This is a genomic window from Streptomyces sp. NPDC020742, assembly GCF_040641675.1.
Classification (GTDB): domain Bacteria; phylum Actinomycetota; class Actinomycetes; order Streptomycetales; family Streptomycetaceae; genus Streptomyces.
In genome coordinates, this window is sequence record NZ_JBFAEA010000006.1 from 92,001 (window position 1) to 104,904 (window position 12,904).

At 72.2% G+C, this 12,904-nt stretch carries 10 protein-coding genes; 6 read left to right on the forward strand and 4 right to left on the reverse strand.

The window, feature by feature from the left end; genetic code table 11:
* Positions 1–39: 39 nt before the first annotated feature.
* Positions 40–3,222: an AMP-binding protein gene (locus AB0G84_RS13605; RefSeq protein WP_361319411.1), complete on the reverse strand. Its 3,183-nt coding sequence runs from the start codon at positions 3,220–3,222 to the stop codon at positions 40–42.
* Between the two features lie 172 nt (positions 3,223–3,394).
* Here AB0G84_RS13605 and AB0G84_RS13610 point away from each other — a divergent pair, with 172 nt between their 5' ends.
* The 5 genes from AB0G84_RS13610 to rfbB are packed head-to-tail and all read left to right on the forward strand — an operon-like array spanning position 3,395 to position 8,546.
* Positions 3,395–4,555: a nucleotide disphospho-sugar-binding domain-containing protein gene (locus AB0G84_RS13610; RefSeq protein ID WP_361319413.1), complete on the forward strand. Its 1,161-nt coding sequence runs from the start codon at positions 3,395–3,397 to the stop codon at positions 4,553–4,555.
* Positions 4,552–5,730 (forward strand): glycosyltransferase, encoded by a 1,179-nt coding sequence (locus AB0G84_RS13615; protein ID WP_361319414.1) that lies wholly within the window; start codon positions 4,552–4,554, stop codon positions 5,728–5,730. Before AB0G84_RS13610 ends, AB0G84_RS13615 begins: the two co-directional genes overlap by 4 nt.
* Entirely contained in the window at positions 5,727–6,470 is a 744-nt protein-coding gene (locus tag AB0G84_RS13620; protein WP_361319416.1) for a 4'-phosphopantetheinyl transferase superfamily protein, read from the forward strand. Before AB0G84_RS13615 ends, AB0G84_RS13620 begins: the two co-directional genes overlap by 4 nt.
* 49 nt (positions 6,471–6,519) lie before the next feature.
* On the forward strand, positions 6,520–7,578 hold the full coding sequence (locus AB0G84_RS13625; RefSeq protein ID WP_361319418.1) for a glucose-1-phosphate thymidylyltransferase: 1,059 nt from the start codon (positions 6,520–6,522) through the stop codon (positions 7,576–7,578).
* The gene (rfbB, locus tag AB0G84_RS13630; protein ID WP_361319420.1) at positions 7,575–8,546 is read left to right on the forward strand and encodes a dTDP-glucose 4,6-dehydratase; all 972 of its coding nucleotides are present in this window, start codon (positions 7,575–7,577) and stop codon (positions 8,544–8,546) included. The genes AB0G84_RS13625 and rfbB overlap by 4 nt, the downstream gene beginning before the upstream one ends.
* A 165-nt stretch (positions 8,547–8,711) precedes the next feature.
* Here the strand turns inward: rfbB and AB0G84_RS13635 are convergent, their stop codons facing one another.
* The 3 genes from AB0G84_RS13635 to AB0G84_RS13645 all read right to left on the reverse strand — a co-directional run bounded on the left by AB0G84_RS13635 (position 8,712) and on the right by AB0G84_RS13645 (position 11,708).
* Positions 8,712–9,365, reverse strand: a complete 654-nt coding sequence (locus AB0G84_RS13635) for a response regulator transcription factor (protein ID WP_361319422.1) — start codon at positions 9,363–9,365, stop codon at positions 8,712–8,714.
* Positions 9,362–10,426 carry an ATP-binding protein gene (locus tag AB0G84_RS13640; protein ID WP_361319424.1) on the reverse strand — a complete coding sequence of 355 codons (1,065 nt, stop codon included), beginning with the start codon at positions 10,424–10,426 and terminating at the stop codon, positions 9,362–9,364. The genes AB0G84_RS13635 and AB0G84_RS13640 overlap by 4 nt, the downstream gene beginning before the upstream one ends.
* A 331-nt stretch (positions 10,427–10,757) precedes the next feature.
* Complete coding sequence (locus AB0G84_RS13645) at positions 10,758–11,708, reverse strand: UbiA family prenyltransferase (protein ID WP_361319426.1); 951 nt, start codon at positions 11,706–11,708, stop codon at positions 10,758–10,760.
* A 342-nt stretch (positions 11,709–12,050) separates the two neighbouring features.
* Between AB0G84_RS13645 and AB0G84_RS13650 the strand changes: the two genes are divergently transcribed.
* Positions 12,051–12,818 carry an AfsR/SARP family transcriptional regulator gene (locus tag AB0G84_RS13650; RefSeq protein WP_361319428.1) on the forward strand — a complete coding sequence of 256 codons (768 nt, stop codon included), beginning with the start codon at positions 12,051–12,053 and terminating at the stop codon, positions 12,816–12,818.
* Positions 12,819–12,904 lie beyond the last annotated feature (86 nt).

The window sequence follows — 12,904 nt, forward strand, 5'->3', positions numbered from 1 at the left end:
CCGCTCACATGGCTTTCCGCGGCTGGCGCGGAGGGAGGTCTACAGATGGGGGCAGGCGGGCACGGCCAGGGCGGCGAGCCGGCCCAGGTCGGGCCCGCCGTACAAGGTCAGCGGGATCTCCTCCACCACCGCCCACAGTTCGGGCATCATCAGGCGCTGCAATCCCTCGCCGGCGAACCGCCGGAGCTCGTCCAACGGGTCGTCGAGCGGTGTGCGCAGCACCACGGCGGCCAGCAGCCGGCGGGTGTCCGGCCCGGTGCCGACCGCCGCCACCACCACGTCCGCCACGGCGGGGTGGGCCGCGATCCGGGCGCGGACCTCCTCCGGCTCCACCCGGCAGCCGCGGATCCGCACCTGTCCGTCGAGGCGGCCGAGGAAGCGCAGCCGCCCGTGGCCGTCCCAGCGCACCAGGTCTCCCGACCGGTGACACCGTTCGCCCTCGAACGTGCCGAAGGGCTCCCGGGTGTCGTCTGCGTCGCTCAGGTACCCGGCCGGGAGCCCGTCGCCGAGGACGCACAGCTCACCGGTGCCGCCCGGCGGCACCAGACCGCCTTGCTCGTCCAGTACGACCACCTCCGTCCCGGCGACCGGACGGCCGAGCGGCAGCGGGCCGTCGGCCTCACATGCGTCGACGAGCTCGTGTCGCGTCGTGACCAGGCCGTTCCCGGTGGGGATATGGACGTGGGAGACGGCCAGGCCCGGATGGCGCCGCAGCAGGGCCCGCACCGGCTCCGGGGGCGGCGCGTCACCGCCGACCAGCACCCGCCGTACGGCCGTGAACGCGTCGGGCCGGTGCTCGACCAGGGCGCGGAACACCGCGGACGGCAGGACCGCCACGCTGGTGTCGTAGGTCTTGAAGAACGCGGCCAGCACCTCGGGCCGTGGCGGCTCGTCGGGAAAGACGTCCACGGTGCCACCGTTGAGCAGCGGGCCGAACAGCTCCAGCGCGGACATGCCGGAGCCGAGCGGGGCCAGCCGCGGCACCCGGTCACCGCGGCGGTAGCCGGCGATCCCGCCGTCCAGGGCGAGGCGGACCAGCGCGCGCTGCCGCACCAGCACGCCCTGCGGCGCGCCGGACTCCGCGCCGGCCCCTGGAGCGAGCAGCACACAGGCGATCCGGTCCGGGTCGTCGGGCGCCGGCGGGACCAGGGCCGGTGCCGTGGGCGCCGGCCCCCCGGCCGGCAGCGGCACACATCCCCGGGGCAGCAGCGGGCGGAACGTGCGCAGGGTCTCCTCCGTGCCGACGACCGCGGCCGGCCGGGCCGCACCGAGGATCCGGCCGAGTCGCTCCGGCGGGCTCTGCGGATCCAGCGGCAGGCAGACCGCGCCCAGCCGGAGGGCCGCCAGCACGGTGATCACCTCGTCGGCGGACCGGGGCAGTGCGATCGCCACGGTGTCGCCCTCGCCCAGGCCGCCGGCCGCCAGCACACCGGCCTGGTCGGCGGCGGCCTGGACGAGCTCTCCGTAGGTGAGGGAGAGATCGCGGGCGGAGTCGTTGACCGCGGGCTGGTCCCACTGATCGAGAGCGCGGCGTTCCAGGCAGTGCCAGATCCCCGACGGCTCGGCGGGCGACTCGGGGGACGTCCGCGGGTCGGCGCGGCGCAGCTCCGCCAGCAGGCGGCGCTGGTCCCCGGACATCCCCCGTACCCGTCCCAGCGGTTCGGTGTAGTGCCCGGCCAGGTCCAGCAGGGTCGCTTCGACGGCCTCGGCCAGCCCGGCCGCCTCGCCAGCCGACATGACCCCGGTGGCGTACTCGACGGCCAGCTCCGGCTCGGCGCCCCAGCGCTGTACGAGCAGCGTCACATCGGCACCGGTGGATCCGTTGAACGCCTGCCGCACCCTCATGCGCAGTCCCGCAGCCGCCAACTCGCCGGGCAGACAGGCGTCCTGACCCGAGAAGGCGACCTGGACCAGGGGCATGCGGCGCCCGTCGGCGTGCGCGCGCAGCCCCCGGCTCAGCACGCCCAAGGGCACCGAGGAGGCGCTCACTCCCTCGGCGACCGCGGCGGAGGTCCGGCGCAGATAGTGCTCGACGGTCCGTGCGTCATCGAGGTCGCAGCGGATCGGGACCAGCGCTGCACAGGGGCCGACCAGGCGCCGGGTGGCGGCCTCGGCCCGCCGGGCGACACTGATGCCGACCAGGAACCGGTTCAGCGCGGCCCGGCGGGCGATGACCAGCTGCCAGGCGGCGAGCAGTACGGAGTTGTGCGTGATCCCGGCCCGCGCGACGAGGTCGTCGACCGCGTCGCGGGCACCCGGCCCGAGCCCGAAGGGAATCCGGCCGCCCCGGAAGTCGAACCGGGCCGGGCGCGGGGCGTCCACGGGCACCTCCACGACCGTGGGGTAGTCGCTCAGTTCGGCGAGCCTGCGCCGGCCGAGCGCCTCCAGGCTCCCCGCGTCCCGGTCGTGCCGCTCCTGCAGGACGTCGGGGGTGGGAGCGGGCGGCAGGCCGACCGCGACGCCGGCGCACTCGGCGGCGTAGTAGGCCGCCAGCTCCTCCCAGAGCACGCCCACGGAGCGGAGGTCGGCGACCGCGTGGTGGACGACGAGCGTCAACAGGTGGTGCTCATCGTCGAAGCGGGTGAGCAGGAAGGGCCGGGCGGGCCGGCCGAAGGCCGAGGCCATACGGCGGGCGTCCCGCACCACCGTCGCCTCGACGGTCCCGACCGGATCGGTGCCGGGGGCGGGGCGCAGGCTCTGGCGGATCAGGGCCGGCCGCCAGACCGGCAGCACACGACGGCGGTATCCGTCGGGCGCTTCCTCGAAGACCGTGCGCAGCGCCTCGTGCCGGGCCACCAGCCAGTCCAGGGCCGTCGTGAGCGCCTGCTCGTCCAGCGGCCCGAACAGCTCACCGCTGACGACCTGGTGCAGCGCGGTGCCGCCCATCAGACGGTCCGCGCTCAGATAGCCGTCCTGTTCCGGGACCACCGGGCGGCTGAGCTCCAGCAAGGGCCCGGCGTGCACCGGGGCGTCCCCGGCCCCGCCGGGGACGGCGTCGGCCATCACCTTGGCCAGCGGCGCGAGGCCGAGGAGCCGGCCCACGTCGATGACCAGGCCGAGCTCCTCCTCGGCGGAGGCGGAGAAGTCCATGGCGGACACCGAGTTGCCGCCCAGTCCCAGGAACGACTCTTCGGCGGCCCGCTCGGCGATCTCCTCCGGCGAGAGGCCGAGTACGGACGCCAGCATCTCCAGGACCGGCCCGGTGTTGGTGTCAACGGTCATCGTTTACCTCCCAAGCCCTCATTGCCCGCAGCGTGCGCGGCGGCGATCGCATCCGGTTCGAGGCCCGTCGGCGGGCGGCCGGCCCCTCGTGGACGTCCGCCGGGGCGAACCGTTCTGGATCGCGGCTCGACCGGGCGGCCCGACGGTGGCGCGACGAGGTTGGGAGGCCACGATGCGTGTCTTGTTCGTCACCTGGGCCTGGCCGTCGCACTTCTTCCCGTGCGTTCAGCTCGGCTGGGCGCTGCGGGCGGCCGGGCACGAGGTCCTGGTCGCCAGCCAGCCGTCGCTCACCGGGGCGATCACCGGGGCGGGGCTGCCCGCGGCCGAGGTGGGCCGGGACGTGGACGTCGGTGCGATGGCGGGCCGGTACTTCTCCTGGCTGGTGCGGCAGGACCGGCCGGTGGAATGGGAGGAGATGCGGCGCTGGGGAACCGGCAACGTCATCACGTACAAGCGGATCGCCGAGGCCATGCTCGACGACACGCTGGACCTCGCCCGGCACTGGCGGCCCGACCTCATCGTCTTCGACCCGACGACGTATGCGGGTCCGCTGGTCGCGGCGCGGCTGGGCATACCGGCGGTCCGCCACATCTGGGGCATGGACTACACCTGCCGGACCCGCGAGTTCGAGCCGGAAGCGCTGGCCGACCTGTGCGGGCGCCTCGGGATACCCGGGGTGGAGACCCTCGGTGACATCACCGTGGACCCCTGTCCACCCTCCCTCCAGGTCGAGGCGCCGGTAGAGCGGCTCACGATGCGGTTCGTGCCCTACAACGGCCCCGCGGTCGTTCCGGACTGGCTGACCCGGCCCGCCGAACGGCCCCGGATCTGCGTGGTGGAGAGCAGCGCCGTCACGCGGTGGGGCGGGCCGGAAGCCGCTCTCACCCCCGTCGCGCTGGAGGCGTTCGCCGACGTCGACGCCGATGTCGTCGCGGTGGGCGCGGGAGCGGTGCCGGACGGACCGCTCCCACCCCGTGCCCGCCTGGTCGACCGGATCGCGCTGCACCTGCTGCTGCCCGACTGCGACCTGCTGGTCCACCAAGGCGGCGGCGGTGCGGTGATGACCGCGCTGGCGGCCGGAGTGCCCCAGCTCGTCCTGCCGCGCTTCACCGACCACGTCTTCAACGGGCGCCGGATCTCCGAAGCGGGTGCCGGCCGCGAGCTGTTCGCGGGCCGGGCCACCGCCGAGCTGATCCGCGCCGAGGCCGATCTGCTGCTGCGGGACGGCGGGTACCGGGCGACCGCGGAGAAGCTGCGGCGCGAGATGGCGGAGCAGCCGTCGGCGGCCGAGGTGGCCGACCAACTGGCCGAGCTCGCAGGGCGGGAGTCATGAGCCGGATCCTGTTCACCACGCAGCCCGCCAGCGGACACCTGCGCCCGCTGGTGCCGATCGCGCACGCCGCCCTGCTGCGCGGGCACACCGTGGCCGTCTCCGCGCCCGCCTGCCTGGCGGCCGAGCTGGCCGCGTACCGGCTGCCGCACCTGGTCGGCGGGTACGACTGGCGCTACGACGTCTACCGCATGCTGCCCGACGGCTACGCCGACCTGGACTTCGCGGCGGCGGCCGACACCTTCCGCTCGCTGGGCGAGCCGCTGACCCGGGCCTTTGCCGGGCACATCGCCCGACGGACCGCCGCCGACATCCTCGGGCACGGCTGGCGTCCGGACCTCATCGTGCGGGAACTGGACGAATTCGGCGGCTACTTGGCCGCCGAGGCGCTCGACGTCCCGCACGCGGCGGTCATCTCCTTCGGCGGGCTGCGCGAGGTCACCGGCCCCGCCCTCGGGCCGGTCCTCGACGAGGGCCGCCGGGAGCTGGGACTGCCGAGCGATCCCCAGGGGGAGCGCCTCCACCGCTTTCTGACGGCCGGGTTCCTGCCCCCGGAGCTCGGCGCGTCGGAGCTGCTCTTGCCGAACACCCGCTGCTACCGGCACATCAACGCCGAACGGGCCGCTGACCGGCTGCCGTCCTGGCTGGCCGGGCTCGATCTGTCCAGGCCGCTGGTCTTCGCCGCCTTCGGCACGGTGGTGTACGGCCTGCCCGGCTCGGCGCGGTTCGTCGACGAGGCCATCGCCGCACTCGGCGACGTGGACTGCACCGCCGTCCTGGCCCTGGGCGCGGGCGCCGACATGAGCGGTCACGGCTCCCCACCCAACGTCCACCTCGTCGACTTCGTCGACCAGGCGCTGATGCTGGAGGGCTGCGATCTCTTCGTGACCCATGGAGGACTCAACAGCATGAAGGAAGCCCTGCGCCTCGGCGTGCCCATGGTGACCGTCCCGGTGCTGGACGACCACCGACACAACGCCGCCCTGTTCGCCGCGGCAGGTCTCTCCCGCACCGTCCCGCTCGCCACCGCGACCAGGGAGGCGATGGCGGGGGCGGTCCGGCAGGCGCTGGACGCCCCGGGCCGGCGGACCGCCGCCCGCAGGATGCAGCGGCACCTCCACGCACTGCCCGCCCTGGACCGCCTCATCGATGACCTGGAAGCGCTGATCACACCATGACCGTCACCGCCGTGTCGGCCCCCGTGCGCTGCGAGGTCTGGTGGGCGCGACCGGACCACCAGCACGAACGGCTGCTGTCCCTGCTCGACTCCGTGGAGCTGTGGCGGCGCGCCAACTACCGGCGCAGCGAGGACCGGGCACGCTTCACCGTGGGCGCCGCCCTCCTGCGCCTGGCGTCCGGCCGGATGCTGGGCAGGGCGCCGCATCTGCTCACCTTCGGCCGCGACTGCCCCGACTGCGACCTCCCGCACGGGCGCCCGCGCCTGCGGGAGGGGCAGCTGCACGCATCGGTGTCGCACTCGGGGGGTCTGATCGCGGTCGCCGTCTCCACCGGAGCCGAGATGGGCGTGGACGTGGAGACGGTCGACCCCGCCAAGCCCGCGCGCCTGGCGAAGCGGGTGCTCGACCCCGCGGAACTGGACCGGTTCCAGGCCTTGCCCGGCGATCAGCGGCCCCAGGCCTTCTTCCGCATGTGGACCCGCAAGGAGGCGGTGCTCAAGGCCACCGGTGAGGGGCTGCGGCTGCCGATGAACGCGGTCGCCTTCGATCGCGGGGGCCGGCTGACCGCCTACCCCGGACGTCCCGACCTGCCGGGCGGCACCCGCATGTTCGACCTCCGGCCCCGCCCGTTCCTGAAGGACGTCCCGGACGGCGAGTACCAGGCCGCGCTCGCCGTCCTGTCGCCGTCCGACGTGCGGGTCGAGCAGTTCGACGCACGCGGGCTCCTGCACTCCTGGTAACCCCCGCGCCCCGTGAGCCCGGGGCGCATCCGACACGGAAGGTACGAGCATGAAAGCTCTGGTTCTCGCAGGCGGTTCGGGAACCCGCCTGCGCCCGCTGAGCCACACCATGGCCAAACAGCTCATCCCGGTGGCCGGGCGACCGGTGCTCATGCACTGCCTGGCCGACCTCGCGGAGATCGGCGTCACCGAGGTGGGCATGATCATCGGGGCCCGGGGCGAGGAGACGAAGGGTGCGGTCGGCGACGGCGGCGACTTCGGGCTGAAGGTCACCTACATCCCGCAGCGGGAGCCCCTGGGGCTGGCCCACTGCGTCCGGCTGGCCCGCGACTTCCTCGGCGACGACGACTTCGTCATGTACCTCGGCGACAACATCCTCGCCGACGGCATCGCCGACGCCACCGCCGAGTTCGCCCGGCACCGGCCGGACGCGCAGATCGTCCTCGCCCGGGTCGCCAATCCGCGCGAGTTCGGAGTCGCCGAGCTGGACGCCGACGGCAGGATCGTCGCGCTGGCGGAGAAGCCCGCCCGTCCCCGCAGCGACCTGGCCATGACCGGGGTCTACTTCTTCACCCCGGCCATCCACGAGGCGGTGGACGCGATCCGGCCGAGCGCACGTGGTGAGCTGGAGATCACCGAGGCACTGTCATGGATGCTCGCCCAGGGCCGCGACGTACGGGCCACGGAGTTCCTCGGCTACTGGAAGGACACCGGGCGGGTCGACGATGTGCTGGAGGCCAACCGGGTCCTGATGGAACGGCTCAAGGGCCGGGTCCAGGGCGAGGTCGACACGGCCAGCACGCTGCGGGGCGAGGTGGTGGTGGAGCCGGGCGCACGCATCGTCGGCTCCACGGTCGTCGGTCCCGCGGTGATCGGGGCCGGCACCGTGGTGTGCGACAGCCGCGTCGGCCCGTACACCTCGCTCGGCCGGGACTGCAGCCTGCTCGGCGCCGGCATCGAGTACTCGATCGTGCTGGACGGAGCGTCGGTACGGCACGTCGAGGGCCTGCACGGGTCGATGATCGGCCGGGAGGCGGACATCACCGCCGCGACGGCCCCCACGCGCCGGCTCGTCATCGGCGACCACGCCGAGGTGGAGGTGCCGTGAGAATCCTGGTCACCGGTGGCGCCGGTTTCATCGGCTCGCACTACGTCCGGACCCTGCTGGCCGACGGATACCCCGGGTGGGACGGCGCCCACGTCACCGTGCTCGATGCCCTCACCTACGCGGGAAACCGTGCCAACCTGCCCGGGACGCACCCCCGGTTGGAGTTCGTCGAGGGCGATGTCCGCGACCGGGCGCTGCTGACCGAGCTGCTGCCCGGACACGACGCCGTGGTGCACTTCGCCGCCGAGTCGCACGTCGACCGGTCGGTACGCGGTGGCTCGGAGTTCGTGGAGACCAACGTGGTCGGCACGCACACGTTGCTGGAGGCCGTCCGGCGGACGGGGGTGCCGCGGATCGTCTGTGTGTCGACCGACGAGGTCTACGGCACGATCGACGAGGGCTCGTGGACCGAGGACTTCCCGCTGCTGCCCAACTCCCCGTACGCCGCCGCCAAGGCCGGATCGGACCTCATCGCCCGCGCGTACTGGCGGACCCACGGGCTCGATGTGGTCCTCACCCGCTGCTGCAACAACTACGGGCCCCATCAGCATGTGGAGAAGCTCATTCCGCGCTTCGTCACCCGCCTGCTGTCGGGCGGTACGGTCCCGCTCTACGGGGACGGCGGCAATGTCCGCGAGTGGCTGCACGTCGACGACCACTGCCGGGCCGTGCACCGCGTCCTGGAGGACGGGCAGCCCGGCGGGATCTACAACATCGGCGGCGCCGAGGAGCTGACCAATCTGGAACTGACCCGGCAGCTGCTGGAGTTGTGCGGCGCGGACGAGAGCAGGGTGGTGCGGGTTGCCGACCGGCCCGGCCACGACCGCCGTTACTCACTGGACGCCAGCAAGATCCGTACGGAGCTCGGCTGGGAGCCCCGCATCCCGCTGGAGCGCGGACTGTCCGACACCGTCGCGTGGTACCGGGACGAACCGTGGTGGTGGAAGGAACAGCTGGACCAGGCGTAGCAGGGGCCTGCGCCGACCGGACCCTCGGACCCGGCGCGGTGGCGCGGTCGCGGCCGAGGACGGCCGCACCGTCCTTGCCCGAGGCCCTGCCGTCACACTCCCGCCCGCCCCGGGCGAACGACGGGAGTGTGACGTTCCGCCCCAGGGCGTTTCTTTAGGAACGCCCTAGCGATGACCGCTCGTGCTCGCCGGGATCAGCCGCAGCTCCTTGGCCCGGTTGACGGCATCGATCCGGGAAGCGGCACCGAGCTTGCCGAAGACGTTGTGCAGATGGCGTTTGACCGTCGCCTCGGTCAGCCCCAGCTTGTTGCCGATCTGGATGTTGCTCAGCCCGACCGCGGTCAGCATGAGGATCTCGGTCTCCCGCTTGGACAGCGTCCCGTGCCGTGCGGTGGAGGCGAGCTCGGCGAACTCCATGAGGCTGCGACGGGAGATGGACAGCATCAGCCGGTCGTCGTGGCCGCGCGGCATCCGTACGGCAGTCAGCAGCTCCTCCCAGCTCGCGCTCTTCAGCAGGTAGCCCGAGATGCCCAGTGCGATCAACTCGGTGACCAGGCGGGCGTCGTCCTGCATGCTCAGCACCACGATCCGGGTCTGCGGGGAGATGCTGCGGACCGCCGCCACGGTCTCGGTGACCGGCGCGCCGACGATGGAGACGTCGAGCAGCAGTACGTTCGGCCGGGTCTCCCGCACGACCTCCAGCGCGGCCCTGCTGTCCCCCGCCGAGCCCACGACCTCGATGTCGTCCTGCGCCTCGAACATGCCGCGCAGCCCGTCCAGGAACAGCACATGATCGTCGACGAGCGCCAGACGGATCATCGCCCCGCCCCTGCGGCCAGTGGAAGGAGCAACGTCACCCGGGTACCTCCGCCGGGGCGGGGCCCGACGGTCAGCCGGCCGCCCAGGAGGGTCGCGCGCTCGTGCATTCCGGTGATCCCGTAGCCGCCGGCCTCCGCCGGCTGGTTCCGGCGGGTGACCTCGACGCCTCGCCCGTCGTCCTCGACGGTCGCGGTGAGCAGGGTCTCTCCCACGTCCACCACGACCTCGACCGTGTCGGCGTCGGCGTGCCGCACGGCGTTGAGCACGGCCTCCCGCAGGATCAGGAAGGTCTCGGTACGGTCCCGCTCCGGCAGCAGGCTCTGGTCGCCGTTGACCTCGACGTCGAGGGAGATCTCGTCCAGCTCCGGTCCGGTGACCAGCGCCTGGAGCGCCTGGCGCAGGTCGTGGACCTCCGATCGCAAGTCCCCGATCAGGTTGCGGATCATCGCCAGCGAGGTGTTCAGCACCTCGCCGGCCTGGGCGATCTCACGCTCCGCCCGGTCGGGGTCGATCGTGCGCACTGCCAGAAAGGAGGAGAGCCGAAGCTTGCCCTCGACCACGCCGTGGCTGACCTGGTCGTGCAGATCCCCGGCGATCCGGGCCCGTTCATTGCGGTGGGCGTGGTTGATCTCGTTGCGCAGATATGCCGCGTACCAGGCCTGCGCCTCGGTGATCCGGTGGATGATCGAGGAGTTGAATTCGGTGAAGAAGCCGCTCAGCGAGTGGCCGCGCAGCTGCTCGACCTCGGTGACCTGCCGGATCGCCCAGTCGATCACGGTGCGGAACAGCAGCCGGGCGGCAGCCAGCGACTCGGCCTGCGGGATCTGCTGCCGGGCGCGGTCCAGGCCGATCTCCCGGCTCAGTTCGATGCCGGGCAGCTCGTCGTGGCGCCGACCACTGAGCACATCGGCGGTGTCGACGACCGCCTGCATGAGCTGGCCCTGCGCCTGTCTCCGGGCCTCCTCCGAGGAGGCGAATACGCCCCCCACTTCAAGGAGCGCCCGCCCGAACTCCTCGGCTAGTTCCGCGGTGGCTTCACGGAGCCTGGAGGCGAGCAGCACGTCTCGGGGGTCCGGCTCCGGACAGGAATTGCCTAAAGTTTTACCTTCTGTACTCTCGATTGTCACCGATTCCCCCCGGTCGACTCAGGCGTCAATCCCAGTCTCGTACGTGATCGTAGGTCACGTTTGGGGGGCTGTCGAAAGGCCATGCTCTAATTTAAGGCGAAACCAACGGGTTTCTTCCCCGGCGATTCTCCGCGGGGGCCGTCCGGAAGTCGCCGCGGGTGCCGAGGAGTTGCCGGGAGACGCAACCGCCCCGGTTCCGGCGCGCGGCCCCTCCGCCAGCCACTGCGCCAGCTGCCCGGCGACCGCCGCGCATCCTCCCGCTCGCTCACACACCCCCCGCAACGACCGTCAGCACACTGAGGTGCACGAGGTATTGGGTGGCCATGAAGGCCCGGTACGGCAGGCGCCGCAGCGTGCGCTCGTCCATGTGCGGCAGCCGCTGGGCCGTCCAGCGGGTGAAGCCGGGCACCAGGCAGTAGGCGGCGACCACGCCCGCACCGGCGAAGGCGAGCGCTGCGGCCGGCCACAGCACGGGGGCGAGAGCGAGGGCCGCGGCCAGGAAGCCGGCGCCCACCGCCACCGCACCGGCCGCACCCGCCAGCCGCGCCCGATGTCCCGATCCGCGCGCATACAGGGTGCGACGGCCGTCGACCCTGTCCCCGGCCAGATCGCCGAAGTCCTTGACCACCGCGCCGACCATCCCCATCCACAGCGACATCGACACCGCCACGATCACCAGCGGCCACGACAGCTGCGCCTGCGGGACGGCGAAACAGCCGTCGGTGTAGGCGAGCAGGCCCATGAGGAAGACGCAGATACCCGCGCCGGCCGTGGTGTTCTTCAGGGCGATCCCCCGGGCTGAGTAGAGCCAGCCGAGCAGCAGCATCCCCCCGGCGGCGAAGGTGCAGACCGGGCCGTCGAGCGAGGCCAGGACGAGCGCCGCGCCGCCGCTCGCCGCGACGAGCCGCCGGGCCGTGCCCACGGCCAGCAGCCCCTGGGCGATGGGCCTGGGCGAGCCGTTGACGCGGTCGCCGTCGACATCGCAGACACCGTTGTAGAGGTAGGTGCTGACCGTCGCCATATGCCACGACAGAGCCGCGATCACGACCCGGAACAGCCCGCCCGTCCCACTCGCCAGCAGCACGCCGGACGAGAAGCGCAGCATGAAGATGACCTGGACGAGGGGGCGCGATTCGGTGAGAGCCAGCTGGACCGGACGCAGACCGGATCCGAAGACGGAACGGACGCGCAGGGTGGCTGGCTGAGCTATGGACATATCCAGAAACCCAAGCATTTGTCAGAACACTTGGGAATAGAACTACATCCAAAGTGCAGTGTCTCTACATCCATCGCTATGACAAGAATGCCCAGCACCGGCCGCCCGCGGAGTCGCGCGCTCCGGCTTCGCGGCACGCCGACCGCCCGCACCCGGGATCGTACGGGCCGCCGAACGGCAGGTGTACGCATTTCCCGGGCCCGCTACAACCTTCGATCGCCCCGGCATAACCATGGAATTATTCGCGCGAATTGGGCGGCGCTTTCTGCGTAGTTTTATGGCCGGTTCCCGACCTAGGAACAACCGGCCGGGAGGGGAAAACCCGAAAGAACTGGAGAGACAATGCCGGAGTACAAGGTACTGGGGGCCACTCAGGTCCGCTCGGGGGACCGGGACCGTACCCCGACGCCCGCCAAGGTGCGACAGGTGCTCGCCCTGCTCCTGCTGCGCGGCAATCAGGTCGTGCACATCGACGCGTTCATCGACGAGCTGTGGGGAGCCGATTCCCCGCGCACCGCTGTCACCACCGCGCAGACGTACGTCTACCAGCTGCGCAAGTCCTTCGCCCGGGACGAGGTCATGGAGCCGGGACGCCGCTGGCTGCTCACCCGCCCGCCCGGGTACATACTGCTCCTGGAGCCCGGCGAACTCGACGCCGAGGTCTTCGAATCGACCGTCAAGACCGCCCGGAAGCTGCTGGAGAACGGCCGCCCCGAGGAGGCCGAGCCGATGCTCCGCCGGGCGCTGGGCCTGTGGACCGGTCCGGCCCTCGCCGACGTCACCAAGGGGCGCCAGCTGAGCGCCCATGCCGTACACCTCGAGGAAGAGCGCGTGCGCGCGCTGGAGCTGTGCGTCCAGGCGGGGTTCACGCTCGGCCGCAGCCGGGAACTGGTCGGCGAACTGCGCTCACTGACGGTCCGCTATCCGCTCAACGAGTGGTTCCACGGGCAGCTGATGAGGGCGCTCGCCGACTGCGGACGGCGCAGCGAGTCGCTGGACGTCTACCACAACCTCCGGATGCTGCTGGACGAGGAACTCGGCCTCGCCCCCTCGGAAGAGATCAAGCGAATACAGCACCGCATCCTCAACGAGTTGCCGTTGCGGGCCTGATGTCACCCCCCCCGGGGCGACGGTCGCCCCACCCGGGAACGCCGCCGCGCCGTGGGACGAGCGGCCGACGGCCGGGCTTGAACGAG

What these genes read in the sequence shown, in the direction of transcription:
- AB0G84_RS13605 (WP_361319411.1), bottom strand. Translation starts at nt 3,222, where the DNA reads ATGACCGTTGACACCAACACCGGGCCGGTCCTGGAGATGCTGGCGTCC.
- AB0G84_RS13610 (WP_361319413.1), top strand. Translation starts at nt 3,395, where the DNA reads ATGCGTGTCTTGTTCGTCACCTGGGCCTGGCCGTCGCACTTCTTCCCG.
- AB0G84_RS13615 (WP_361319414.1), top strand. Translation starts at nt 4,552, where the DNA reads ATGAGCCGGATCCTGTTCACCACGCAGCCCGCCAGCGGACACCTGCGC.
- AB0G84_RS13620 (WP_361319416.1), top strand. Translation starts at nt 5,727, where the DNA reads ATGACCGTCACCGCCGTGTCGGCCCCCGTGCGCTGCGAGGTCTGGTGG.
- AB0G84_RS13625 (WP_361319418.1), top strand. Translation starts at nt 6,520, where the DNA reads ATGAAAGCTCTGGTTCTCGCAGGCGGTTCGGGAACCCGCCTGCGCCCG.
- AB0G84_RS13635 (WP_361319422.1), bottom strand. Translation starts at nt 9,365, where the DNA reads ATGATCCGTCTGGCGCTCGTCGACGATCATGTGCTGTTCCTGGACGGG.
- AB0G84_RS13645 (WP_361319426.1), bottom strand. Translation starts at nt 11,708, where the DNA reads ATGTCCATAGCTCAGCCAGCCACCCTGCGCGTCCGTTCCGTCTTCGGA.
- AB0G84_RS13650 (WP_361319428.1), top strand. Translation starts at nt 12,051, where the DNA reads ATGCCGGAGTACAAGGTACTGGGGGCCACTCAGGTCCGCTCGGGGGAC.